The organism is Orlajensenia flava (assembly GCF_004801905.1).
Classification (GTDB): domain Bacteria; phylum Actinomycetota; class Actinomycetes; order Actinomycetales; family Microbacteriaceae; genus Orlajensenia; species Orlajensenia flava.
On sequence record NZ_SSSN01000007.1, the window covers coordinates 154,839 to 178,845 of the forward strand.

A 24,007-nucleotide genomic window follows, 5' to 3' on the forward strand; every position below is an offset into this window, starting at 1 on the left:
GGTCGACCCGACCAATCCGCCGACGGCAATGCAGCGAACTCCATAGCGGCACGGCACGAGCCGGTCCACAACTCTGGAGGCGAAACATCATGAAATCATCACCCAACCGTCTGGTCGCGACCACCTTCGGTGCGGTCTACCTTCTCGTCGGTCTTCTCGGCTTCTTCGTGACCGCCGGCGTCGGCTTCATCGCCACGCAGGGGGGGCTGCTGCTCGGCATCTTCGCCGTGAACCCGCTGCACAACGTCGCGCACCTGCTCATCGGTGCCGCGCTGCTGATCGCCGGGCTGTCGAACGCCCTCGCCGCCAAGACGACCAACACCACGATCGGCGCCGTCTACCTGCTGCTCGGCATCGTCGGCTTCTTCCTCGCCGGCACGGATCTCAACATCCTCGCCCTCAACACGGCCGACCACTTCCTGCACCTCGCCAGCGCGATCGTGCTCCTCGGAACCGGACTCGCGGCCGACAAGCAGGTGCGTTCCTCGCGCACCGTCACCGCCTGATCGAAGGACGACACCATGACTGCACGAACCGCATCCATCGCAGCACCCACCGCCCTCGGCGTGCGCGCGAGCTGGCCGGCCCTGGCCACCCTCGGGGCGGGACTCGTGCACCTGGCCGTCGCGGCGAGCGCGCCCGTGCTCCTCACGGTCGTGCTCGTCGCCCTCGGCATCGCCGAGATCGGCTGGGCACTGACCGTGCTGCGGGCCGGCCGGGTGATGGCGGTCCGCAGCACGCTGGCGGTCGCGGCGAGTTCGTCCGCGGTGTGGGTGGCGATCGCGTTCACCCTCGGCGCCACGGGCGTTGCCGATCCCGCCGACTCGGTGCCGCTGCTTCCGCTGGCGGCTGCCACCCTGTTCACCTTCTACATCGCTGTGGAGATGGCGCGCGTCACGCGGTCGGGTAAGACCGCGACGGCGGCAACAGGCACCGGCGGCAGGCTGATCGTCGGACTCGTCATCGGGGCGGCCATCGTCGCAGCGGTGGCGACTCCCGCTCTGGCGGCGACGGATGCCGGCAAGCTCGCGCATCCGCACGGTGAACACGGCTTCGTCGCGCCCGGGCACCAGCACTAGGCACCCTCGCAACGACTCCGATCGGGCCCTACTCCTCCACGGGAGCGGGGCCCGATTCCATGAACCGGCGCACGTCGTCGTCGACGATGATGTCGCTCGGACGCAGCGGCCGCGTGAGGTAGAGGCCCTCGAGGCTGGTGAGGCGACTGAGGGCGACGTAGGTCTGGCCGGGGCTGAACGCCCGCGCCCCGAGGTCGATGATCGCCCGGTCGTAGCTGGCGCCCTGCGCCTTGTGGATGGTGACGGCCCACGCGAGGCGCAAGGGGAACTGTGTGAACTCCGCCACGATGTCCTTCGCCAGCTTCTTCGTGCGCGGGTCGTAGCTGTACTTGAACTTCTCCCACGTCGCGGGCTCGACCTCGTGCTCCTCGCCGTCGACGTCCACGCTGACCGTGTCGCTGATGCGGGTGACGGTGCCGAGCGTCCCGTTGACCCAGCGCGGAACGCCCTCGCCGCCGATGTCGTTGCGGAGGAACATCACCTGCGCCCCGACCTTGAGCTCCAGCCGCAGGTCGGCCGGGTAGGCGCGACCGGCGAAGTCGCCCGTGACATCCGCCTCGTTCGCCTGCGAGGTTCCGGCGAGCCGGTGCAGGGCGGTGGAGTTGATGCGGGTCACGGTGTCGTTCCGCGTCGCGAGCGTGATGGCGCCGTCCTGCGGCAGTGGACGACGCGCTCCGTATCCGTTCAGCCGGCCGCCGATCTCGGCGTCGACCTGGCCGTGGCGAACCGCGTTGAGCATGTGGGTGAACACGGGGTCGGACTGCCGGTGGATCTCGGCGAGCTCGAAGATGCGCAGCCCGGCCTCCTGCCACACCTTCGCGTCGAAGAACCACATCGAGCGGTAGGTGTCCTCGTAGTAGGCGCGCTCCTGCGGATCGCCCGGCACCGGCGCCAGCTGGTAGGGGTCGCCGAACAGCACCACCTGCACGCCGCCGAAGGGCACGTGCGGCTTCTGCCTGGCCTGACGGAGGCTCCGGTCCATGGCGTCGAGCAGGTCGGCGCTCACCATGCTCACCTCGTCGACCACGAGGGTGTCGATGGTGTTGAGCAGCTTCTTGGTCGCGTCGTTCTGCTCGATGTCGTGGTCGGCGATGAGGCCGATCGGCAGGCGGAACAGCGAGTGGATGGTCTGCCCACCGACGTTGAGCGCTGCCACCCCGGTGGGGGCGCAGATGACGATCTGCTTCTCGGTGTTCCAGTTGAGGTGGTTCAGCAGCGTCGACTTGCCGGTGCCGGCGCGGCCGGTGACGAACACGTGCTCGCGGGTGTTCTCGATGGCCTCGAACACCGCGGCCTGTTCGGCCGACAGCGCGATGAACGACACATCCGTCCTCTCGGTGGTGGGAGACCCCTTCACTGTAGTTGGCCCGTGGCGCGACGGATGCCCCCGCCGGGCGCGCCCGTACAATGCAGGGGTGGAGCCGGAGCAGGGGGAGGAGCGCGACACCGCGCCGTCCGCTGCCGGTGCGCCCGGCGACGATGCACCCGGCGGTGGTTCGCCCGACACGGGTTCGCCCGACACCGGTTCGCCCGACACCGGTTCGCCCCACTCCGGTTCGCCCGACTCCGGTTCGCCCTACACTCCCCCGCCGCCGAGCGCCGTCAAGACTCCGGGTGGCAACGCCGACGCGGTACCGGCGACGAATCCGTTCGGCATCACCGTCCCGGTCCCCATCGTCTCGGATCGCGAACTCGGCATCGAACGCGCCGGAGCCCACGCCGCGGGCGCCCCTCCGCGGGCGGGAGCGCTCGTGGCAGGAACGGCGAGCCTTTCCGCGGCACCGGGAACAGCCTCCAGGACGACCACCCCGCTCATCGCGATCCTCGCGTGGACGGGCGTCGCCGTCCTGCTCGTGGCCGCCCTGGTCTCGACCATCGGCGCGCTCAATCGCGACCTCTACAGCGCGCACGGGTTCGTGCGGACCTACCTCTCCGCCCTTCAGAGCGGAGACGCGGACATGGCGCTCTCCCTGCCCGGCGTGCGCATCGACGCGGCCGGCCTGCAGACGGCCGGGCTTCCGGCGGATGCCGCCAGCACACTGTTGCGCGGCTCGGTCGTCGAGGCGCCGGAGGACATCCGTCTGGTCAGCGACACGGTCCGCGGCGATGGTCATCACCGCGTGGTCTACAGCGGGGTCTACGACGGCAAGCGCCAGCAGTTCACCTTCGACGTCGTCCGCGACGGCTCGCTCGCGGGCGTCTTCGCGTCGTGGCGCTTCGCCACCAGCCCGATGGGGGCCATGACCGTCTCCGTGCTGCACGATTGGGGTTTCACGGTGAACGGGCTCACCCTCGACACGCGCGCGCACGCGGCCGCCAACGCGCCGGCATCCTTCAGCAACGCGGCCAGCTACCTCGTGCTGACGCCTGGACGATTCGACATCAGCCGCACGAGCCCGCTTCTGCAGGCGAAGGAGCAGTCAGTGGTGATCGGCGCTCCGGGCACGCGGGCCGTGACGGTCGACGTGCAGCCGACGCCCACCTTCGTCAGTCAGGTGCAGACCGAGATCAACTCGTTCCTTGCGGGGTGCGCCAAGCAGAAGGTGCTCCAGCCCACCGGATGTCCGTTCGGCACCGTCATCGACGACCGCGTGACCGATGCGCCGGTCTGGACGATCGTCATCGATCCCGTCGTCACCCTCGTCCCCGATGACACCGCGTTCCAGATGCCCGAGACTCCCGGCACCGCGCACGTGGTCGTGGGGGTCCAGTCGTTGTTCGACGGAGACGACTCCACGGTCGACCGCGACGAGCCATTCACGATGGGTGCGAGCGTCACGATCGCCGCCGACGGCACCCTCAACATCCAGTTGCACTGACGCGCGCGGGCGCCCCGCCCGCCCCATCCCGCCGCTCCGCGCCGGTCGCGCATCTCAACGAAAAGTGCCATAACGCGCATCCGCCCACGCGGCAGTGCCATAACGCGCATCCGCCGCAAGCCGCGCCCGCGCCAATCGACGACCCCGCACCGCAGAAGTGCCATAACGCGCATCCCGTCGCCGAGCGGTGCCATAACGCGCATCCCTCGCCAGCCGTGCCACCGCCGATCGACGCCGCGGGAGTAGAAGTGTCATAACGCGCATACGCTCACGCAGCAGTGCCATAACGCGCTTCCGCTCGCCAGCCGCGGCAGCGCCACCGAGTACAGCGCCGCAGAAGTGCCATAACGCGCATCCGCCGTAAGCCGCGCCAATCGACTACCCCGCACCGCAAAAGTGCCATAACGCGCATCCCGTCGCCGAGCAGTGCCAGAACGCGCATCCGGGCGCGACACCGAGCGGCGGCCGTCAGGAGCTGCGATCCGCCATCGCGGCCAGGCGCGCGTTGTACGCCTCGAGCTCAGCTTCGCCGGTGCGGTCGGCGTTGCGATCCCGACGCTTCGTCTCGCGCTCATCCGCCCGCGACCACTGCATCGCGACCGCGATGGCCAGCGCGACCGTCGGAATCTCGCCGACGCTCCACGCGATGCCCCCGCCCAATTGCTGGTCGGCAAGCGCATCCGTTCCCCAGCCCATGGCGCCGTACCAGTCCGCGAGCAGCAGGCCCGTGCCGGTCATGATGGCGAGGCCGAAGAACGCGTGGAACGCCATGGTCAGCAGCAGCAACAGGAGGCGGAACGGATACGGCAACCGGTACGGCACCGGGTCGATGCCGATGATCGACTGAACGAAGAGGTACCCCGTGAACAGGAAGTGGAACTCCATCCATTCGTGCCCGAGGTGGTCGGTGGTCGCCCAGCTGAAGATCGGTGTGAAGTAGAACACCCACAGCGACGCCGCGAACAGCACGGCGGCCACGATCGGGTTGGCGATGATGCCCGCGAACCTCGAGTGCACGGCGAGCATGATCCACTCGCGGCCACCGCGACTGCCGTCCTTGCGGGGGCGGATGCTGCGGAGCGCGAGCGTGATCGGCGCGCCAGGCACGAGCAGCACGGGCACCGCCATCGTGAGCAGCATGTGGCCGAGCATGTGCGCGCTGAACAGGTATTGGCCGTAGAGGTAGACCGACCCGTTCGTGACCCAGAACAGCACCACGATGCCGCTCACCCACGACACGGTGCGGAGTATGGGCCAGCGGTCGCCGCGGCGGCGCATCCGCAGGACGGCCGCGATGTAGAAGAAAATCGCGAAGGCGCACAGCAGCACCCAGAGAAGGTCGAAATCCCAGGCCGTGAAGTAACGGATGCCGGTGAGTGGCGGCGGCAGGGGCTCCCCGGTGAGGAACTCGGCGGGCGTGCGGGTGGTCGCGATGGTCTCGGCGATGGGCGTGGCCGTCTTGGCGAGCGCCGCCGCCAGACCCGACGCGATGCCCATGAACGCGAGTTCTGCGACGACGAGTCCCCAGAACCATCCCCGGGCGTTGGCGCCCGCCGCACCGGGCGCCTTCAGGCTCGCCGTCTCGATGCGCCCGATGGCGTACCGCCGTTGCACCAGGCCGAACAGGCCGAGCGCCAGCAGGGCGGCGATCTTGCCGATGACCAGTACGCCGTATGGGCTGAGCAGGTTGCCCCACGTGCCGACGCGTAGCGCTGCGCTGACGTAACCGGATGCCGCAACGCACACGAACGCGATGATCGCGACGGTCGAGTAGCGGCCGAGCACCGCGGCCAGGCGCGCGATCGGCAACTGACGCTTCAGCAGGATGATCGTCAGCAAGCCACCGAGCCACGCCGCCGCGAAGACGAGGTGGATGCCGAGAGCCACGATCGCCGCGTTGTGTCCGGCGGTTCCGGCAGCGTGTCCCTGCTGCGCCATGGGCACGAGCGAGGCGACCGCGACCAGTGTGACGAAGATCGCCGCCGTCTGGTTGCGGACCGCGAAGGCCAGCACCGTGACGAGCGCTCCGATGAGCGTGGTCGCCAGCCAGGCCTGGCCCAACGGGATCTGGGTGAGGAACTGACTGAGCGTCGCACCGAAGCGGTCGTCGAAGCTCACGGTGCTGTTGGTCACCGAGAGGAAGGTGAGGAATCCGGTCGCGGCGGAGGCGACGGTGAACACGGCGGCGCACGCGGCCGAGATGTCGAGGGCGCGGTCGTATTCGGGCTCGGCGGGGCTGAGCGCCCAGCAGGCGAGCACCAGAGCGCCGATCATGCCGGACGCGGCGATGTTGACGAGGAGCGTCGCGGTCGGGAGTCCCCAGCGCACGACGGCGCCGGGGTCCTCGAGCGCCTGGGCGGATGCGCCGCCTCCGTATGCGAGGGCCGCGATCAGGGCGATGAGCGCCGTCGCCACCAGCACGGCAGGGCCGAGGATGCGGGCGGCTCGATTCACCCCCCAATCCTACGTTCGCCTCACGCGCCACTGTTCTGCCTCCAGCCGCGGACGCACGCATTCGAGCCGCAGCGCCGCGGTCGGACTCTCGGTCAGAGCGAGAGGGGCGCGCCAGGTCGACGCGGCCACCGCCGCAGAAGAGGCCCAATGCGGTCCAACGCGGCGTGCACGAATGCGGGATGACGCGCGTACCAGCCGCGGTGGGCCTCAGCGACTTCTTCCCTGTCGACGATGGCGCCATCGACGATCCAGTCGCGGCGGGGCTCTTCCCGAGCTCCCCAGGCGTCGATGACCCATTCCTCGCGAGGGGCGTGCACGGCATTCAGCAGAGGCCGACCGGGATCGGTGGCCGTCGCTGGAGGACCCAGGGCCGTCAGCACCCGGTCCCCGAGCGTCATCAGTATCCGGTTGCCGGGGTGGTTCACCGTCCTCATCTCAGCGAAATCAGGCTGATCGAAGAGGTCGGAGATGGTGACGTCGAGTTCTGCCTCGCGTCTTCGGAGTTCGGCCAGCGAATCTGCTGCGACCGCGCGTACGGAGCGCGGCCTCAGGGCGCCAGCCAATGAGATGCCAGCGGCGGCGGCGAGCACCCTGACGTCATGGTAGGCGACCATCGGCGGGGACTCGTCGACCCCTTCGACGTGCATGGCGAGCTGAAACGGATGCAGCCCGGTGTACCGCACGACGGGGATCGTCGCCGAGCGGGAACCACGCGGCAGCGACGCGTTCAATTGGGAGGTTCCCAGCCGGAGTCCGTGGTAGTCGTTGCGAATGGGTTGTGACACCAGTGCGTCCGCGTGTGAGATCAGGACGTGCAGGCGTTCCACGTCGGCGGCGTCGAGCTCATGGACGGGCGGAATGCGAAGCAGCGGAAGCTCCTCGGAGTCCAGCACGATTCGAAGTGATTCGGCCTGGCAATTGCCGACGATCAGACCGAAACCTGTCGTCGGAACGCTTGGGGAGTAGAAGTCGGCGTAGTGAGACCTGCGCGCGCTCTGCGCCTCGTTGATCGCCACCTCGCCCGCCTGAACGGTGACCCTCTTCAACTGAGGATTCTCCAGAACGGCCACGGAGGAAGCGTATCCGAGCATGCAGCGCGGCGAAGCATGTACAGCCCGGGATGAATTGCCGGATGCGCGTTATGGCACCGCGACGGGGGCGGATGCGCGTTATGGCGCCGCGGGACTACTGTCGAGCGCTACTTGAGGCGCCGGATGCGCGTTATGGCACCACGCGGACCGGGTTATGCGCGTTATGGCACTTCCGGACGACGGCGCGGGCTTCTTGAAGCGCCGGATGCGCGTCATAGCACCACGCGGAGCGGGTTATGCGCGTTATGGCACGGGAGCCCCCACCCCGACCGGCCTCGGCAGCGCCGGCACATCGCGGGGACGACGAAGGGCCCGGCCGGAGCCGGACCCTCGTCAGTTCACCTGCGCCAGGAACGGCGCGACGGACGGGTACTACTTGGCGGCAGCCTTGAGCTTCGAGCCCGCGGAGACCTTGACCGAGTTGCCGGCGGCGATCTGGATGGTCTCGCCGGTCTGGGGGTTGCGGCCGGTGCGCGCGGCGCGGTGGGTGCGCTCGACGGCGAGCCATCCGGGGATCGACACCTTGGTGCCCGAGCCGACGGCGTCGGAGAGTGCCTCGAAGAGACCGCCGACGACGCGGTCGACGGTGGCCTGGCTCTCGCCGGTGCTCGCGGCGATCTTCGCGACGAGCTCGGTCTTGTTCAGCGTGTCAGCCATGTGAAGTGTCCTCCTCGGACGTGAGTCTGTTGAAACAGCTATCTCGTTGTGACAGGGTGCGGGGAATCCCGCTCCCCCTCGGTCAGTACGACCGCCTCGAACGTAGCAGACATGCCCGAAACACGCGGATTTCCGGGCGATTCCGGGCTCTGAGGGAGGTTGCATCCGTCACATCCGTCACCATGGACAGCGCCTGTACCCCGGCCGGGGGGAACGCCAACAGGGCGCCGACCGTGAGGTCGACGCCCTGTCAGATGGTGCGGCTGGTGCTACCAGCTCGACTTGGTGATGCCCGGCAGCTCGCCACGGTGGGCCATGTCGCGGAAGCGCACACGGGAGACACCGAACTTGGTGAGCACGCCACGGGGGCGGCCGTCGATGGCGTCGCGGCTGCGGACGCGCACCGGGGATGCGTTGCGGGGCAGCTTCTGCAGGCCGACGCGGGCGGCCTCACGGGACTCGTCGGTGCCGTTCGGGTCGACGAGGGCCTTCTTCAGCTCGAGGCGCTTCGCGGCGTACCGCTCCACGATGACCTTGCGCTGCTCGTTACGGGCGATCTTGCTCTTCTTGGCCATGACTTAGCGCTCCTCACGGAAGTCGACGTGCTTGCGCACTACGGGGTCGTACTTCTTGAGCACGAGACGGTCGGGGTCGTTGCGACGGTTCTTCTTGGTCACGTAGGTGTAACCGGTTCCGGCCGTCGAACGGAGCTTGATGATGGGACGGATGTCCTGCTGCTTAGCCATTAGAGCTTCACCCCACGAGCCTTGATGTCCTTGATGACCGCTTCGATGCCGCGGGCGTCGATCACCTTGATGCCCTTGGCGGACACGTTGAGGGTGACGTTACGACGCAGCGACGGCACGTAGTAGGTCTTCTTCTGCACGTTCGGGTCGAAGCGGCGCTTCGTACGACGGTGCGAGTGCGAGATGTTGTGACCGAAGCCGGGAACGGCTCCTGTCACCTGGCACACTGCTGCCATGGTTCTTCCTCCAATACCGAGGGGCTGATGCCCCTCCCAAGATCTCTTGTCGGCATGCGTTCCCCCGGATCTGCGAGAGGTGGGAGGCGGCATACGAATCCAGGCGCTGAGATCACGCCTAGCCAACGGAAGAGTCTACGTCATCACCGGCGTGTCGGCAAACCGCGGCCAGCCTCGATGATATCGATGACAACCGTTCGGGGGGTCCGCTCCGAATAGTGGTCATGGTCATGACACCCGGGCTCGGCATCTCGCTGAGCTACGCCCCATTCGGCATCCCCGCGACGGCGGACGAGGTCCAGCTCGAGAGCGTGCGGATGCGCACCGCGCTCGGCGAACTCATCGTCCACGCGGGACGACGCGATCGGGCGGACGACACGGCCACCATCCTGCTGCACGGTGGAGCAGGCAGCTGGAGCACCTTCGGCCCCCTGCTGGAGGCGGATGAGCTGTCGAGCCTGCCCGGCGAGCGTCTGGTGCGGAACGTCGTGGCGCCCGACCTGCCGGGTTGGGGAGCCACCCCGCTGCCGGTAGGAGAGTTCGACATCGACGCAGCCGCCCGATCGATCGTGGAGGCGACCCGTGCCCTCGGCTACGAGCGCTGGCGCATCGTCGGCCACTCGCTCGGCGGCTTCCTCGCGCTGCACCTGGCGGCGATGGAGCCCGAGCGCACGGTGTCGGTCGCGGTGGTGTCGCCCAGTTCGTTCGGCATCGTCGACGCGGTGCGGCATCCGCTCGGCGCGCTCCGTCGGCTTCCGGCCTTCGCCGGCATGCGCGCAGCCATGGCCACGCTCGGCCTCTGGGAGGGCGGCGGCCGCCTGCTCACTCGCGGCCTCGGCAACTCCGGCGCGCTGCGGGGCCTGGCCGCACCGCTGTTCCGCCATCCGTCGCTCGTCGACGAGTCGGTCTACATCGCCCTCGGCCACGAGGTGCGCCCGCACGCGTTCACCCGGGCAGCGGATGCCGTCCGCGACTACGACCTCACGTCGTGGGGCCGCATCACGGCTCCGGTCACCGCGATCCGCGGCGATGCCGATGTGTTCCTCGCACCCGACGACCTGCCCAAGCTGCTCGCGGTCATCCCGGGAGCCCGGTCGGTCGTGCTGGAGCGCACGGGCCACTTCGCTCACGTCGAACGACCGTTCGCCGTTCTCGACAGCTTGCTGCGACTGGAGAGCGAGCCCTTCTCGTCGCTGTGAGATCGCGGGGCGCCGTCACACCGCGGCGAGGCGTGTGCAGTTCGCGCACAGCCCGAACACGTCCACGACGTGCGCGGCCTGCGTGAAGCCGTGCTCCGAGGCCACCTGCTGAGCCCAGGTCTCCACCGGCTCGGCGCCGATCTCGACGGTCAGCCCGCAGTTGCGGCAGATGAGGTGGTGATGGTGTCCGGTCGTCGAGCACGCGCGGTAGAGGCTCTCACCGTCGGGGGACTGGAGGGAGTCGGCCTCGCCCTGCTCGGACAGGTCGGACAGCGCACGGTAGACCGTCGCCAGTCCGATGGGCGAGCCGGTGGCGTGCAACGAGGAATGCAGCGCCTGAGCACTGATGAACCCGTCGGTCCCGTCGAGGGCCTCACGCACCGCCTCGCGTTGCCAGGTATTGCGCTTCACGCCGCCGTCACCTCCTCCCGCAAGCCTAGCCGCGGCATCCGTCGCACCAGCAGGGCGACGAGGAAGAACGCGGCGGCGACGAGGGCGATCGCCGGGCCCGCTGCGACGTCGAGCAGGCGGGAGAACAGGACGCCCAACACACCGGATGCCGCTCCGATCAGAGGCGAGACCACGAGCATCCAGCCCACCGAGGGAGCGACGAGGCGGGCGGCCGCGGCGGGGGCGGCGATGAGGGCGATCGCGAGGATCGCGCCGACCGCGGGCATCGCCGTCACGACCGTCGCGGTGATGAGCGCGAGCGCCAGAAGCTCGACGGGCCAGGCACGGTAACCGGCGGCCGTGAACCCGCGCGGGTCGAACGTCTGGAAGATCAACTCCTTGCCGAACAGGGCGATCGCGGCAACGGCCACCACGAGGACGGATGTCGAGAGCACGATGTCGCCCGTCGTCACCGAGAGGATCGAGCCCACCAGGAACGACTCCAGGTGCAGCGGGACTTCCGGGTTCACCGCCTGCAGGATGGCGCCGAGCGCGAACCCGGTGGTCAGCACGATGCCCGCCGCCACCTGTCCGCCCTGCCGCTTCACCCGAGTGATCAGTCCCATGATTCCGACGATGGCGACACTGGCCAGGGCCGCGCCGAGAGGAACGGAGAAGCCGACGAGTGCTGCGACGACCGCGCCGGGGAAGGTCGCGTGGGTGAGGGCCTGCGCGAAGAACACGCGGCGTCGCAGCACGACGAGCACGCCGACGAGACCGCTGCCCGCGCCGATGACGACGGCGGCCACGAGGGCGCTCGCGAAGTACCCCATCAGGCCGTCCTCCTGACCCGATCGACGACGAGCCGCACGACGAGCACGACGGCGTAGAGCGCGACGAGCGTGACCACGACCGTCGATCCGGCGGGCAGCGCGACGTCTCCGCCGACGGATGCGCCGAAGCCGATCGCCAGGCCGAGCCACGCGGCGAGTGCTGCCGCGACGGCGGCCACGGGGAACAGTGCGCCGAGCCGGAGCGTGACGAGGCGCGCGACCGCCCCCGGCACGATGAGCACGGCGAGGACGAGGAGGTTGCCGACCGCGCTCGAGGCCGCCACGACGACGAGCGCGATGGCGACGTTGAGCGTGAGATCGAGAGCGAGCGGCCGGAAGCCCGCCGCTTCGCTACCGCGCCGGTCGAACGCGCGGAACACCTGACCCGGCAACGTGGCGAGCACCGCGACAACCGCCACCGCGCAGACGGCCACCGTGCGCCACAGGTCGGCATCCGTCACCGTGAGCAGGCGTCCGAACAGCAGCGCGTCGAGCTGGCCGGCGTAGTCCGACTGGCGCGATACCACGAGCACGCCCACCGAGAAGAAGCCGGTGAGCACGATGGCGATGGCCGCATCGGAGGCAACGCCGCTGCGGGTGATGAGGGTGAGGACGGCGGCGGCGGCGATCGCCGTGATGACGGCGCCGAGGAACAGACCGTCACGCCCGCCCCACACGAAGCCGATCGCGATGCCCGGGAAGACGGCGTGCGTGAGCCCGTCGCTGATGAACTCCAGACCGCGGAGGTTCACCAGCACACCGACGAGTCCGGCGACGACTGCGAGGGCGAGGAGTACGCCGAGCGCCCTGGCCATGAACGGCAGCGCGAACGGCTCGATGAGCCACTGCACGTCAGTGGTCCTCGTGGTGGCCCGGCACCACGAGGGTGTGCTCGTCGATCTCGACGCCGCTCTCGGCGAACGCCGCCTGCACGTTGGGCAGGGTGAGCACGTCCTCCGTGCGGCCGCAGGCCACCTGGCGCCCGTTGAGGAGCAGGACGGTGTCGCACACCTCGCGGGCCAGCTCGAGGTCGTGCGTGGAGACCAGCACGGCGACCCCGCGCCGCTTGAGAGTGCGAAGCGTCTGCACCAGGGCGTCGCGGTTGGCCTGATCGAGGCCGTTGAACGGCTCGTCGAGCAGCAGCAGCCGAGGGGCGGATGCCAGCGCGCGGGCGAGCAGTCCGCGTTGCTGCTGGCCACCCGACAACGACCCGAACCGCGCCTTCGCCCGGTGGCTGAGGCCGACCGCCTCAAGCGCGTCTCGCACGGCTTCGCGATCCGCCCGCCCCGGCCAGCGCATCCAGCCGAGCGACCGGTAGCGACCCATCATGGCCACTTGCGCGAGGGTGACGGGGAACTCGGGGTCCAGTTCATCACTCTGCGGGAGATAGCCGATCGAGCGCCGTGACGCCCGGGCGGCGGCTTCCGCGTGGGGGGCGCCCGCACCGCGTGGAACACCGAACGCCTCGAACCGCCCTGCGGTCGCGGGGATGAGGCCGAGCACGCCCTTGAGGAGGGTCGACTTGCCGGATCCGTTGGGCCCGATCAGCGCGACCGCCTCGCCGGCGTGCACGTCGATCGTGACCCCTGCGATCGCCGGTGACCCGCCGTAGGAGAACGCGGCGTCGCGCAGCGAGAGCACGGGGGCTTCCACGGATCCGGTCAGCACGAGCCCATCATCCCAGCGCCGCGGGAAGGGGTGACGGCCGGACGCCCCACGACTCCAGCAGCAGCCGCACGTTGTGCTCCTGCGCAGCCAGGTACGTGGCGCCGTCGCTGCCCGCCGGGCCGAGCGAGTCGCCGTACAGGGCGTCGTCGCCCGAATACACCCTCACGCCGGCCTCTTTCGCGATCGTGTCGGCCGTCTTGGGGGAGAGGCTGGCCTCGCTGAACACGGCTTTCGTCCCCGTGCCCTTGATGGCGGCGACCAGTTGGTCGATCTCGGCGGCGCTCGGCTCGGCGTTGTCGTCGAAGCTCGGGATGACGCTGCCGACGTAGTCGATGCCGTACGCCTCGACGAAGTAGCCGAAGGCGTCATGGTTGCTGACGAACAGACGCTGCGCGGCCGGGACGGTGTCGACGTTGGCACGCGTCCACGCGTCGAGGGCGTCGAGCTTGGAGCTGTACGCCACCGCATTGTCCTGGATGGCCGAGGCGTCATGGGGGTAGGCCGCCGCGAGGCCGTCCGCGATGGTGTGCACCATCTGCTCCGCCCGCATCGGATCCGTCCAGATGTGCGGGTTCTCAGCGAGGGCACCCTTCGTGGGTGATGCGGTACGCGGCGTGGTCACGTCATCGGCGTCTCCGCCCTGGTCGTGCTCCCCCGCCGCGGTGTCGTCCAGGGAGATTCCCGAGCTCGCGTCGATCACGACGCCCGAGAATCCCGACGCGTCGATCGCGTCGTCGAGCCACTCCTCGAGGCCGGCGCCGTTCTTGACGACGACGTCGGCCTTGCTGAGGGCGACGAGGTCGGCAGCGGACGGATCGAAGGTGTGCGCGCTCTGGTTCGGCTGGATGAGCTGGGTGACCTCGGCGGAGGATCCCGCGACCTCGCGCGTGAAGTCGGCCACCTGCGTCGTCGTGGCCACGACGGACAGGGCGTTGGGGTCGAAGGCTGCTGGACTGCCGGAACCGCCGGGTGCGCTCGGCGCGCCCGCGCATCCGGTCAGGGCGAGGGCGGCCGCTGCCGTCACGGCCGCGCTGATCATCCACGTCTTCTTCACATCCATCACGCTAAGGCTATTGATAATGATTGTCAAAACCACGAGCGATCGTGCATGGCGAGTTGTCAGCCCGCTGCCAGCGGTCACCCGGGCGCACCCGTTACGCTGGCCCGGCCCATCCCCGACGAAAGTTCTCCATGCGCCGCTCTGTGCCCGTTCTCGCCTCCTTCGCCGCGATCGCCCTGCTGGGCACCCTGACCGCGTGCTCGACCGCCGCACCGAAGGCGGGTGCCAGCACCACGGCGGCGGCCGCCATCGACGTCTGCGGCACCCCGTCGGGGAAGGCATCCGAGTCGGTCACGGTCTCGAAGGACCTCAAGACGACACCGACCGCGAAGTTCGACAACGGCATCAGCACCACCGAGACGCAGCGCACCGTGGTCGTCAAGGGCTCGGGCGACAAGCTCGCCGAGGGTGGCACGGCATCCGTCGCCTACGCCGTCTACGACGGGAAGACCGGCAAGCAGATCGACACCACCGGGTTCGACGGCACTCCCGAGGCGCAGTTCACCGCCAGCGCGACGGCCCTCATGAGCGGACTCGCGAAGACCATCGGCTGCGTGAACGCCGGGTCCCGAGTCGTCTCGGTGATCCCGCCGGCGGATGCCTTCGGCAGTTCGGGCAACAAGCAGCTGGGTGTCGGAGCCAAGGACTCGCTCGTCGTCGTGCTCGACGTCAAGAGCGTCCTGCCGACCAAGGCGACGGGCGCCGCCCAGCCGGCCCCGAAGGGACTTCCCACCGTCAAGCTGGCCAAGGATGGCAAGCCCACGGTGACCCTGCCGAAGACGGATGCGCCGACGGACTTCCAGCTCGGCGTTCTCAAGAAGGGCGACGGGGCTGTCGTGGCCGACGGCGCGACGGTCACCGTGCAGTACCAGGGCACCTCGTGGGAGACCGGCAAGGTCTTCGACCAGAGCTGGGGCCGAGCCCCCGCGCCGCTCTCGCTCTCGCAGGTCGTGCCCGGCTTCTCGAAGGCCATCGCCGGTCAGACGGTCGGCTCGCAGGTGATCGCCGTGCTGCCGCCCGCCGACGCCTACGGCGAGAAGAGCAGCTCGAACACGAGCCAGCTCGCCGGCCAGACCCTCGTCTTCGTCATCGACATCCTCGCGACCAACTGACCCGCGCCGGTCGAGTAGCGTAGACGCGTAGCGGCTCCGCGTGTCGAGACCCTCGCACCTGCGAGTGACGGGTTTCGATACGCCTGCTCTCTACGCTCGCGGGCTACTCAACCAGCGGAACTGCCGGTCGAGTAGCGCAGACGCGTAGCGGCTCCGCGTATCGAGACCCTCGCACCTGCGACCGGCGGTCAGTCGAGCAGGAGCGCGGGCTCCTCGATGATCGACGCCACGTCGGCCAGGAAGCGGCTGGCGACATCGCCGTCCACTACGCGGTGGTCGAATGATGCGCCGATCGTCGTGACCTGACGCACGCGCACTTCGCCGTCGACCACCCATGGCTTGGGCTTGATGGTGCCCAGCGCCACGATGCCGACCTCGCCGGCGTTGAGGATGGGCGTTCCGGTGTCCATCCCGAACACGCCGATGTTCGTGATGGTGATGGTGCCGTTCGCCATCTCGGCGGGTGACGTCTTGCCATCACGCGCCGTGAGCGTGAGCTGCTCGAGGGCGCTGGCGAGGTCGCGCATGCTCATCGCCTGCGCGTCCTTGACGTTCGGCACGATGAGCCCTCGCGGGGTAGCCGCCGCGATTCCCAGGTTCACGTAGTGCTTGACGATGATCTCCTCGTCGGTCCAGGCGGCGTTCACCGTCGGGTTGCGCCGCACCGCCCAGATGATCGCTTTCGCCATCACGAGCAGCGGGGAGATCCGGATGCCGGCGTAGTCCGTGCCGGCCTTCAGCCGCTTGACGTACTCCATGGTGCGGGTCGCGTCGACGTCGACGAACAGCGACACGTGCGGCGCCGAGAACGCGCTGCCCACCATCGTCTGGGCGATCATCTTGCGCACGCCCTTCACGGGGATGCGCTCCTCGCGCTGGTCGGGCCATTCGGGCGTGTCGATGTTGCGGAACACGCTCGCCTGGCTCGCCTCGCGAACGACATCCTCCCGCGTCACGTCCCCGATCGGGCCCGTGGGGGTGACGACGGCCAGGTCGACGCCGAGGTCCTTGGCGAGCTTTCGGATGGGCGGCTTGGCCAGCACCGGCCCGGCGGATGCCGAGGGCGTGGGAGCGGCTGGACGCGGCAGCGGCTCGGCAGTGCTGTGGTGCACCGGAGCCGGGGCGAGATGCTCGTGAGCGGCCGGGGCGCTGCGAGCGCGCCGGCGGCGGGTGCCCGTCGAAGCCGAGCTGCCGTGCCCGACGAGAACCGGTTCGGGCTTGTCGCCGGCCGACTCGGGCTCGGCGGGAAGCGAGTATCCCGTCGCCTGCTCGACGGTCGTCGCCTCGGCAGGAGACGCAGCCGTATCAGCGCCCGTCGCGGCGGCACCCGGCGCGGCGGCACCCGGCGCGGCGACACCCGGCGCGTGAGAAGGTTCCGCATCCGTCGCCGACGTCACGGTGATGATGGGCGTTCCCACGTCGATGGTCTGGCCCTCCTCGACGAGGAGCAACCCGACGACGCCGGAGTAGGGGGAGGGGAGCTCGACCAGCGACTTGGCCGTCTCGATCTCGACGAGCACGTCGTTGACGGCGACCGCATCGCCCGGCGCCACCCGCCAGTTGACGATCTCGGCCTCCGTGAGGCCTTCTCCGACATCGGGAAGCAGGAAGGTCAGCTCGCTCATATCTCTCCTCTTCGCCGTTCGCCCGCGCGCATGTCAGTAGGCCAGCGTGCGGTCGACGGCCTCGAGCACCCGGTCGGCGCTCGGCAGGAAGTGCGTCTCGACGGCGGCCGGCGGGAAGGGGGTGTCGTATCCCGACACCCGCAGCACGGGCGCCTGCAGCAGGTAGAAGGCACGCTCGGCGATGGTGGCGGCGATCTCGCTGCCGACGCTGACGAATCCGGATGCCTCCTGCGCGACCACTGCGCGCCCCGTCTTGGAGACGGAGGCGAGCACGGGGCCGTAGTCGACGGGGGAGAGCGAGCGCAGGTCGACGACCTCGATGCTGGTGCCCTCGTCGGCCGCGAGGTCAGCCGCCTCGAGGAGAGTCGTCACCATCGCGCCGTGGCCGATCACGGTCACGTCGGTTCCGGTGCGCACCACCCGCGAGGCGTGCAGCGGGGTCGGCTCGGCGTCGAAGTCCACCGTTCCCTTGGGCCAGTAGCGGCTCTTGGGTTCGAAGAACAGCACCGGGTCGTCGCTGCGAATGGCCTGCTGGATCATCCAGTAGGCGTCGTTGGGCGTCGCGGGGCTGACCACACGGAGCCCCGGCGTGTGCGCGAAGTACGCCTCAGGACTCTCCTGGTGGTGTTCGATGGATCCGATGTGACCGCCGTAGGGAACCCGGATGACGACCGGCATGCTGATGCCGCCCTCGTGCCGGGCGCGCATGCGGGCCAGCTGCGTCGTGATCTGGTCGAACGCCGGGAAGATGAAGCCGTCGAACTGGATCTCGATGACGGGGCGATAGCCGCGCATGGCCAGCCCGATGGCGGTGCCGACGATCCCCGACTCGGCGAGAGGGGTGTCCAGGACCCGCTGGTCGCCGAACTCGGCGTGCAGCCCCTCGGTGACGCGGAACACGCCGCCCAAGGGCCCGATGTCCTCGCCCATGAGGAGGACCTTGTCGTCGTCGAGCATGGCCTGGCGGAGGCCCGCCGTGATCGCCTTGCCGAGCGGGAGGATGCTCGTGCCGCTGGGGCGGGACGGCGCCTCGGCGCGGATCGCGGTGTCGGTCATTCCGCCTCCTCGAAGGATGCCTCGTAGGCCTCGAACCACGCGCGCTCCTCGGCGAGCGCGGGATGCGCCTCGGCGTAGACGTTGTCGAAGATGACGTCGGGGTCGGGGCCGACGATCTCGAGGGCGCGGCGTCGGACATCCGCCGCGAAGTCCGCGGCCTCCTCGTCGACCTCGTCGAAGAACGAGCCCTCGATGCCGCGACCCTCGAGGTACGTGCGCAGTCGGGCGATGGGGTCTCGGCGGACCCAGTCCTCGAGGTCGGTGTCGAGCCGATACTTGGTCGGGTCGTCGGCGGTCGTGTGGGCGCCGACGCGGTAGGTCATCGCCTCGATGAAGGCTGGGCCATGGCCGGCGCGCGCCTCGTCGAGGTGATGCGCCGTCACGGCGTAGCTCGCGAGCACGTCGTTGCCGTCGATGCGATCGGCGCGGATGCCGAAGCCTGCTCCACGCCAGACCAGCGGCGTGCGGGACTGGCGCTCGACCGGAACCGAGATGGCCCATCCGTTGTTCTGCAGGAAGAACACCTGGGGAGTCTGATAGCTCGCGGCGAACACCAGCGCCTCGTTCGCATCGCCCTGCGAGGATGCGCCGTCGCCGTAGTAGACGACGACGGCCTCGTCGCGTTCGGGGTCGCCGGTCGCCGTGGCGCCGTCGAACTGCAGCCCCATCGCGTAGCCGGTCGCGTGCAACGTCTGGGAGGCCAGCACGAAGGAGTACAGCCGGAAGTTGCCGTTCTCCTCGGGCACCCAACCGCCCATCGTCACGCCCTTGAGCACGCGCAGGATGTCGACGACGTCGAGGCCGCGGATCATGCCGACGACGTGCTCACGGTACGAGGGGAAGATGTGGTCCTGCGGGCGGGCAGCGCGGCCCGACCCGACCTGGGCGGCCTCCTGGCCGTGGCTGGGCACCCAGAGGGCCAGCTGGCCCTGACGCTGCAGGTTTGCGGCCTCGCGGTCGAACCGGCGCACGGTCGCCATGTCGCGGTAGAACCGTCGGAGATCGTCCTCCGTCAGGCGTTCGACGTAGGGCACGAACTGCTCGGCGGCGGCGTTCGGGGCGTAGCTGCCGTCGGGGGCGAGCAGCTGCACGGTGGGCACGCTGAGGTCGTTCTCGGATGCGGCCATTGCTCTACGCTATCCGCCGGGCCGAGTGGCCCTCTGGTAGGTTCTGCACAATCTTTCCCGTGATGCTGAGGAGTTTCTCCACCGACTCGTGCTCTCCGATCGAGATGCGGATGCCATCCGGCGGAAAGGCGCGCACGACCAACCCGGAAGCAAACAGCTCGTCGGCAGCGGCAGTGGTGTGCTCGCCGGTGGGCAGCCAGACGAAGTTGCCCTGCGGCTTCGGAACGGCCCAACCCTGTTCGTTCAGCCCGCGCCAGACGTCGTCCCGTCGGGCGGCGATGGTGCGCACCCGGTCGAGCAGCTCGTCCTCGGCGTCGAGGGAGGCGATCGCCGCGGCGGTGGCCTGACCGGTGACGGACAGAGGGATGGCGGTCGCCCGGGCGGCGTCGAGGACGGCCACCGGTCCCACTGCGTAACCGATGCGGAGGCCCGCCAGCCCGTAGGCCTTGGAGAAGGTGCGCAGCACGACGAGGTTGGGGTAGTGGCCGAGCAGTGGGATGCCGTTCACCGCTCGGGGATCGCCCACGAACTCGACGTAGGCCTCGTCGAGGATGACCAGGACGTCCGAGGGCACCGCGCCCATGAAGGCGGAGAACTCGTCGGCCGTGACGATCGCCCCCGTCGGGTTGTTGGGCGTGCAGACGATGACGAGACGGGTCGCCTCGGTCACGGCCGCCGCCATCGCCGGCAGGTCGTGGCCGTGGTCGGCGCGATTGGGCACCTGTACACTGCGTGCGCCGGCGACGGTCACGAGGCCGGGGTAGGCCTCGAACGAGCGCCAGGAGTAGACGACCTCGTCGCCGGGCCCGGCGGCAGCGAGCACCAGTTGGGCGATGATCGACACGGATCCGGCGCCGACGTGCACCTCATCGACGGAGACGCCTAAACGCTCGGCGAGCTTGCCTCGGAGCACCAGCGCGGTCGCATCGGGATAGCGGTTGAAGTCTGATGCCGCCGTGACGGCCGAGGCGACACCGGGCAGCGGGTCGAAGGGATTCTCGTTGGAGGACAGCTTGTAACCGTCGGGAGCGGCCGCACGTCCCTGTCGATAGGGCGGGAGCGCCGCGATCTCGGGGCGGAGCTTCACGCCGGGGCGCAGGGCGGAGGGATCGGTCACCCTGCCCAGTTTAGGCAGCACCGATTCCGGCCGAGGCATGAGTTCACGTTGCGCCCCTCCCGCATCCGCGCCGGTCGGTGGCATACTCAGCCCATGCGATTCCTCATCCAGCTCGTCCTGAACGCCGTCGCGCTCTGGCTCACCACGCTCATCGTGAGCGGCGTGCACGTCAAGCCATACGAGGCCACCGCGACGGCCACAGTTCTGACGTACCTCTTGGTCGCGCTCATCTTCGGAATCGTCAACGGCGTCATCGGCACCGCCGTCCGCATCGTCGCCTTCCCGCTCTACGTCATCACGCTCGGCCTGCTCTCGTTCATCGTCAACGGCCTTCTCCTCCTCCTGGTGGCTTGGATCTCAGGGCTCATGGGCTTCGGACTGATCGTCGACGGCTTCTGGTGGGGCGTGCTGGGCGCCATCGTGCTCGGCTTCATCGGCTGGATCCTCGGCCTCATCTTCCGTCCCGTCACCCGCGACCGCCGGGCATAGTCCGCTCACCGATCCACCACGAGGCCTCTCCATCACGAGAGGACGTGATTCCGAGCACCTCCTCCCGCATGCGCTGCACACGAGGATCGGCTGACGCGTCGACCAACGCTGCCGTCTGGCGGTAGCCGTCGAGGTCGTGCGCCGGGAGATACCCCGCGACGTCTACGTTGGCCGGGGTCAGGTACTCGCGGCGGAGCATCAGATGCTCGGGGGACGGATCGGGCGGAGTCGCACCAGCCAGCGCCGGTACGACGTCGTCGGTGTGCTCGAGCTGCAGCACCGCGACGGTCGACGGGACGTCCACCGAGGCTATCGGCGCACCCGCCGTCACGATGCCGCCCACCGAGAACCGGTCGTCGAACGCCAGCTGCGCTGCCAGCAGGCCGCCCTGCGAATGGCCGACCGCGAGCACGGGGTCACCGGGTTGCACTCCCGCCTGCTGCATGGCCTGAACGACGGCGTCGTAGGAGGCGCTGGAGCGACCGGCCATCGCCTCGACGTCGCTCGTGAGATCCCACGGCTGCTCGCCCGCGGTCAGATCCCAAGCCGCCGTCCCGCCGATATAGACCGCCCACGACGACCGGCCCTCGGTGTCGAACCGCTCGATGCGCACCTGCGGGCTGTCGTCGCTCGCCGCCGGGACGCGCTCGAGCAGGTCGCCGACGCCTCCCGGACTCGGCACGGTGGCCGACCGGCTCGCGGGTGACGGTGCCCGTGACGGCGCGACGACACCGGGCACTCCGGCGGGGGAGGCGACATCCCGCACCGAGACCTGCCGCACGTCCACCGTCCCACGGTCGCGGAGCGCGCCGATCATGCCCGCGCCGACGAGCACGCCGAATGCCGACGTCGAGACGCCCGTCAGGCCGCGGGCGCTGAGGACACGGGCCACCGGCAACGGCAACCCCACGGCGCCCGCTCCGGCATCGTCGACCGACGACACCAGCAGTCTCAGAAGTGATGCCGTGAAGGGGTCGGTGTACAGGCCGCGTGCGGCCATCACCAGCTGTTCGGGCGCGACCGGGGGTTCACCCAGCAGACGACGGATGCCGTTCCACGCGAAGAACGCCGTCGCCCCCTCGACGCTCGCCCAAGCGGCGGCGAGGGTGACGACCGGCACCGTGACCCTGCCGAAGAAGCCGGCGAGCCATCCGATCACCCCCGCCGCGGACTCCTGCGCTGCAGCCACCCCGCGTTCCGTCGCGCCGTAGGCCTCTCCGGCGAGCCGCAGGCCGACCGCGACGGCCCGTGCATCATCGGCGATCGCCGTGGCCGCACGATGGGCCGCCGCGAGATGGCCACCGTCGTCGCGGGACGCCAGCCAGAGCACCGTGCCGATGGTGGCCGTCCACTCCTCGGCGGACTGCGCGATGTCGGTAGCGGCGAATGCCAACGTCTCCAGCTCATCCGTGAGCACGGTGGTGGCGCCTCCACCCGAGACGGTCACGGCGCCGGCTGGCGGCGCAGGTTGCACGGCACCTCCGCCATCCGCGTCTCGGACTGCCACGCTCACCTCACTCCGGTGGCGGCGAAGACGGCGCGAAGCGCGGCGCCCAACTCCTCACCGAGGGCCTCGAGCTGCCTCTCCAGCGCTGCGCGTCGCGCCTCGAACACCCGCGCCGCCGGCGAGCTCCATCGCACGGGCGCCTCCATCCGCGTCCGGGCCTGCTGCACCTCCGCGATCACCCTCCGCAGCAGCACCCGTTCCACCTCGACATCGCTCATGAGCACCACTCTCGCCGCTGTCCGAACGCTCCGAGCGTCGATCACCGGCATCCGTGGACGACTGCAGACCATCCACACCTGTGCGCGGAGCCGCGTTCACGCCAGAATGAGAGCCATGTCCTCCGGATCGCCCGTCTCCGACGAGATGCCGCCGTTCCGCATCTCATTCGTGTGCACCGGCAACATCTGCCGATCCCCCATGGCCGAGGTGGTGCTGCGCGAGCAGGTGCGACGGGCGGGCCTCGAGGCACGCGTCAGTGTCGAGTCCGCGGGAACGGGCGACTGGCACGTCGGTGAACAAGCCGACCGGCGCACCATCGAGGCGCTCGCCGGCCGCGGGTACGACGGCTCCCTGCATCGCGCCCGGCAGTTCGAGTCCGCGTCCTTCCCGAGCCTCGATCTCATCGTCGTCTTCGACCGCAGCCAGGACCGCATCCTGCGCAACTGGGCCCACAACGAGACGGATGCGGCCAAGGTGCGCATGCTGCTGGGCTTCGACCCCGAACTGGCCGCCCTCGGAGACGTGCCCGATCCGTACTATTCCGGCCCCGAGATGTTCGAGTCGGTGCTCGTCACCATCGAGCGGGCCACGGCATCGCTGTTCCGTCAGCTCGCCCCGGCACTGCGCTCGCCGACGACCTGACCCTCACCACTCCTCGAGCACCCGAGTCAGAGCATCGCGGCCCATCCGGGTGATCGGCCCATCGCCCGAGGTCGACTCCACCACCGCCGTACCCATGACGATCGCCCATCCCCGCGCGCGCCGCCACGTCGCCGCGTCGACATCGCGCAGCTGCGCCAGGCGCTCGCGGAACGTCCGCGCGCCGGCGGCATCGAAACTGAGCCACGTGGTGGACAGGTCCGTCGCCGGGTCCCCTCGTCCGAGGTCGCCGAAGTCGATGACGGCGGCGAGCGACCCGTCCGATCCGACCACGAGGTTGCCGGGGTGCAGGTCGCCGTGCATCCACCGGTGCTGCCCGCGCCATGCCGGGGCGGCGAGGGCGTCCTCGAAGGCCGCCGTCAGGGCGGGGTTCGCCATCCGTTCCAGCCGTTCCCGAACGGATGCCGCTCGCACCGCGAGCGGCGCGCCCCGCACCGGATTCACGGGCGCATCATCGGGGGCGTCGACCGCGATGCGGTGCACGAACTCGGCGAGCGCCACCGCGATGCCACCGCGCTCGGCGGGCGGGAGGTCGGCCGCGCTGCGTCCAGGAAACCACGGCACGATCGACCACGGATGCGGGAAGGCCTCGCTCGGCGTGCCCACCCGCACGGGAGCAGGCACAGCCACCGGGCTGCGCTGAGCGATCGCGGGCAGCCAGCGCTGCTCGTGTTCGATGAGCGGCACGGCGATGCTTCGGCGGGGGATGCGCACCGCGAGATCGGCGCCGAGCCGGTAGACGGCGTTGTCCCAGCCGTTGGCGACGAGTCGCAACGGGCCGGGAAGGTCGGGATGCTGCTCCGCGAGCAGACGGCGCACGAGCGCGTCGTCCACGACGATGTCGGCCTCCGGAGCATCCATCG

Annotated in this window: 26 protein-coding genes; 7 read left to right on the plus strand and 19 right to left on the minus strand. The window is 69.7% G+C overall.

The features are described from left to right. Window positions 1-89: 89 nt before the first annotated feature. Together E6C70_RS10900 and E6C70_RS10905 are read left to right on the plus strand one after the other, a co-directional pair. The gene (locus E6C70_RS10900) at window positions 90-506 is read left to right on the plus strand and encodes a DUF4383 domain-containing protein (RefSeq protein WP_136424575.1); all 417 of its coding nucleotides are present in this window, start codon (window positions 90-92) and stop codon (window positions 504-506) included. Between the two features lie 15 nt (window positions 507-521). Continuing rightward, window positions 522-1,079 carry a hypothetical protein gene (locus E6C70_RS10905; protein WP_136424576.1) on the plus strand — a complete coding sequence of 186 codons (558 nt, stop codon included), beginning with the start codon at window positions 522-524 and terminating at the stop codon, window positions 1,077-1,079. Between the two features lie 28 nt (window positions 1,080-1,107). On the opposite strand, the gene E6C70_RS10910 is transcribed toward E6C70_RS10905, so the two are convergent. After that, on the minus strand, window positions 1,108-2,403 hold the full coding sequence (locus E6C70_RS10910) for an ATP-dependent DNA helicase (RefSeq protein WP_136424577.1): 1,296 nt from the start codon (window positions 2,401-2,403) through the stop codon (window positions 1,108-1,110). 91 nt (window positions 2,404-2,494) lie between these two features. Here E6C70_RS10910 and E6C70_RS10915 point away from each other — a divergent pair, with 91 nt between their 5' ends. Further along, window positions 2,495-3,898 carry a hypothetical protein gene (locus E6C70_RS10915; protein WP_136424578.1) on the plus strand — a complete coding sequence of 468 codons (1,404 nt, stop codon included), beginning with the start codon at window positions 2,495-2,497 and terminating at the stop codon, window positions 3,896-3,898. 468 nt (window positions 3,899-4,366) lie between these two features. On the opposite strand, the gene E6C70_RS10920 is transcribed toward E6C70_RS10915, so the two are convergent. The 6 genes from E6C70_RS10920 to rpmB form a co-directional block, all read right to left on the minus strand. Further along, window positions 4,367-6,352 carry a bifunctional copper resistance protein CopD/cytochrome c oxidase assembly protein gene (locus tag E6C70_RS10920; protein ID WP_207670109.1) on the minus strand — a complete coding sequence of 662 codons (1,986 nt, stop codon included), beginning with the start codon at window positions 6,350-6,352 and terminating at the stop codon, window positions 4,367-4,369. A gap of 92 nt (window positions 6,353-6,444) precedes the next feature. Next, on the minus strand, window positions 6,445-7,422 hold the full coding sequence (locus E6C70_RS10925; RefSeq protein WP_235833398.1) for a WcbI family polysaccharide biosynthesis putative acetyltransferase: 978 nt from the start codon (window positions 7,420-7,422) through the stop codon (window positions 6,445-6,447). Between the two features lie 393 nt (window positions 7,423-7,815). Continuing rightward, complete coding sequence (locus E6C70_RS10930; protein ID WP_136424579.1) at window positions 7,816-8,100, minus strand: HU family DNA-binding protein; 285 nt, start codon at window positions 8,098-8,100, stop codon at window positions 7,816-7,818. A 269-nt stretch (window positions 8,101-8,369) separates the two neighbouring features. Next, entirely contained in the window at window positions 8,370-8,675 is a 306-nt protein-coding gene (rpsN, locus tag E6C70_RS10935; protein ID WP_136424580.1) for a 30S ribosomal protein S14, read from the minus strand. Window positions 8,676-8,678: 3 nt separating this feature from the next. Beyond that, window positions 8,679-8,846 carry a 50S ribosomal protein L33 gene (gene rpmG, locus E6C70_RS10940; protein ID WP_090039571.1) on the minus strand — a complete coding sequence of 56 codons (168 nt, stop codon included), beginning with the start codon at window positions 8,844-8,846 and terminating at the stop codon, window positions 8,679-8,681. After that, window positions 8,846-9,082 (minus strand): 50S ribosomal protein L28, encoded by a 237-nt coding sequence (gene rpmB, locus E6C70_RS10945; protein ID WP_136424581.1) that lies wholly within the window; start codon window positions 9,080-9,082, stop codon window positions 8,846-8,848. Before rpmB ends, rpmG begins: the two co-directional genes overlap by 1 nt. A 224-nt stretch (window positions 9,083-9,306) precedes the next feature. Here rpmB and E6C70_RS10950 point away from each other — a divergent pair, with 224 nt between their 5' ends. Further along, window positions 9,307-10,281 carry an alpha/beta fold hydrolase gene (locus E6C70_RS10950; protein ID WP_136424582.1) on the plus strand — a complete coding sequence of 325 codons (975 nt, stop codon included), beginning with the start codon at window positions 9,307-9,309 and terminating at the stop codon, window positions 10,279-10,281. A gap of 15 nt (window positions 10,282-10,296) precedes the next feature. Here the strand turns inward: E6C70_RS10950 and E6C70_RS10955 are convergent, their stop codons facing one another. From E6C70_RS10955 to E6C70_RS10975, 5 genes are read right to left on the minus strand one after another with little or no spacing between them, the layout of a single operon-like run. Continuing rightward, window positions 10,297-10,692, minus strand: a complete 396-nt coding sequence (locus E6C70_RS10955) for a Fur family transcriptional regulator (protein WP_136424583.1) — start codon at window positions 10,690-10,692, stop codon at window positions 10,297-10,299. Further along, on the minus strand, window positions 10,689-11,504 hold the full coding sequence (locus E6C70_RS10960; RefSeq protein ID WP_136424584.1) for a metal ABC transporter permease: 816 nt from the start codon (window positions 11,502-11,504) through the stop codon (window positions 10,689-10,691). The genes E6C70_RS10955 and E6C70_RS10960 overlap by 4 nt, the downstream gene beginning before the upstream one ends. Continuing rightward, window positions 11,504-12,355, minus strand: a complete 852-nt coding sequence (locus E6C70_RS10965; protein WP_235833399.1) for a metal ABC transporter permease — start codon at window positions 12,353-12,355, stop codon at window positions 11,504-11,506. The genes E6C70_RS10960 and E6C70_RS10965 overlap by 1 nt, the downstream gene beginning before the upstream one ends. A gap of 1 nt (window position 12,356) precedes the next feature. Continuing rightward, window positions 12,357-13,172, minus strand: coding sequence for a metal ABC transporter ATP-binding protein (locus E6C70_RS10970; protein ID WP_235833400.1), 816 nt, complete (start codon window positions 13,170-13,172; stop codon window positions 12,357-12,359). 7 nt (window positions 13,173-13,179) lie between these two features. Next, complete coding sequence (locus E6C70_RS10975; RefSeq protein ID WP_207670110.1) at window positions 13,180-14,232, minus strand: metal ABC transporter substrate-binding protein; 1,053 nt, start codon at window positions 14,230-14,232, stop codon at window positions 13,180-13,182. A gap of 131 nt (window positions 14,233-14,363) precedes the next feature. On the opposite strand from E6C70_RS10975, the gene E6C70_RS10980 reads away from it, so the two are divergent. Further along, a complete protein-coding gene (locus E6C70_RS10980; protein ID WP_136424585.1) occupies window positions 14,364-15,344 on the plus strand; it encodes an FKBP-type peptidyl-prolyl cis-trans isomerase in 981 nt (326 codons plus the stop codon). Window positions 15,345-15,532: 188 nt separating this feature from the next. Here the strand turns inward: E6C70_RS10980 and E6C70_RS10985 are convergent, their stop codons facing one another. From E6C70_RS10985 to E6C70_RS11000, 4 genes are read right to left on the minus strand one after another with little or no spacing between them, the layout of a single operon-like run. Then, window positions 15,533-16,969 carry a dihydrolipoamide acetyltransferase family protein gene (locus tag E6C70_RS10985; protein ID WP_136424586.1) on the minus strand — a complete coding sequence of 479 codons (1,437 nt, stop codon included), beginning with the start codon at window positions 16,967-16,969 and terminating at the stop codon, window positions 15,533-15,535. Window positions 16,970-17,002: 33 nt separating this feature from the next. Further along, a complete protein-coding gene (locus E6C70_RS10990) occupies window positions 17,003-18,025 on the minus strand; it encodes an alpha-ketoacid dehydrogenase subunit beta (protein ID WP_136424587.1) in 1,023 nt (340 codons plus the stop codon). Continuing rightward, the gene (locus E6C70_RS10995) at window positions 18,022-19,152 is read right to left on the minus strand and encodes a thiamine pyrophosphate-dependent enzyme (protein WP_136424588.1); all 1,131 of its coding nucleotides are present in this window, start codon (window positions 19,150-19,152) and stop codon (window positions 18,022-18,024) included. The genes E6C70_RS10990 and E6C70_RS10995 overlap by 4 nt, the downstream gene beginning before the upstream one ends. Before the next feature lie 4 nt (window positions 19,153-19,156). Continuing rightward, window positions 19,157-20,269, minus strand: coding sequence for a histidinol-phosphate transaminase (locus E6C70_RS11000; RefSeq protein WP_235833401.1), 1,113 nt, complete (start codon window positions 20,267-20,269; stop codon window positions 19,157-19,159). Window positions 20,270-20,362: 93 nt separating this feature from the next. Between E6C70_RS11000 and E6C70_RS11005 the strand changes: the two genes are divergently transcribed. Continuing rightward, a complete protein-coding gene (locus tag E6C70_RS11005; protein ID WP_136424590.1) occupies window positions 20,363-20,758 on the plus strand; it encodes a phage holin family protein in 396 nt (131 codons plus the stop codon). Here E6C70_RS11005 and E6C70_RS11010 read toward each other — a convergent pair. Next, window positions 20,736-22,265: an alpha/beta fold hydrolase gene (locus E6C70_RS11010; RefSeq protein ID WP_136424591.1), complete on the minus strand. Its 1,530-nt coding sequence runs from the start codon at window positions 22,263-22,265 to the stop codon at window positions 20,736-20,738. The genes E6C70_RS11005 and E6C70_RS11010 overlap by 23 nt on opposite strands. Window positions 22,266-22,267: 2 nt before the next feature. Further along, window positions 22,268-22,483: a hypothetical protein gene (locus tag E6C70_RS11015; protein ID WP_136424592.1), complete on the minus strand. Its 216-nt coding sequence runs from the start codon at window positions 22,481-22,483 to the stop codon at window positions 22,268-22,270. Between the two features lie 115 nt (window positions 22,484-22,598). On the opposite strand from E6C70_RS11015, the gene E6C70_RS11020 reads away from it, so the two are divergent. Next, window positions 22,599-23,126, plus strand: a complete 528-nt coding sequence (locus tag E6C70_RS11020; protein ID WP_136424713.1) for a low molecular weight protein-tyrosine-phosphatase — start codon at window positions 22,599-22,601, stop codon at window positions 23,124-23,126. Between the two features lie 3 nt (window positions 23,127-23,129). Here E6C70_RS11020 and E6C70_RS11025 read toward each other — a convergent pair whose 3' ends face one another. Continuing rightward, window positions 23,130-24,005, minus strand: a complete 876-nt coding sequence (locus E6C70_RS11025; RefSeq protein WP_136424593.1) for an aminoglycoside phosphotransferase family protein — start codon at window positions 24,003-24,005, stop codon at window positions 23,130-23,132. Window positions 24,006-24,007 lie beyond the last annotated feature (2 nt).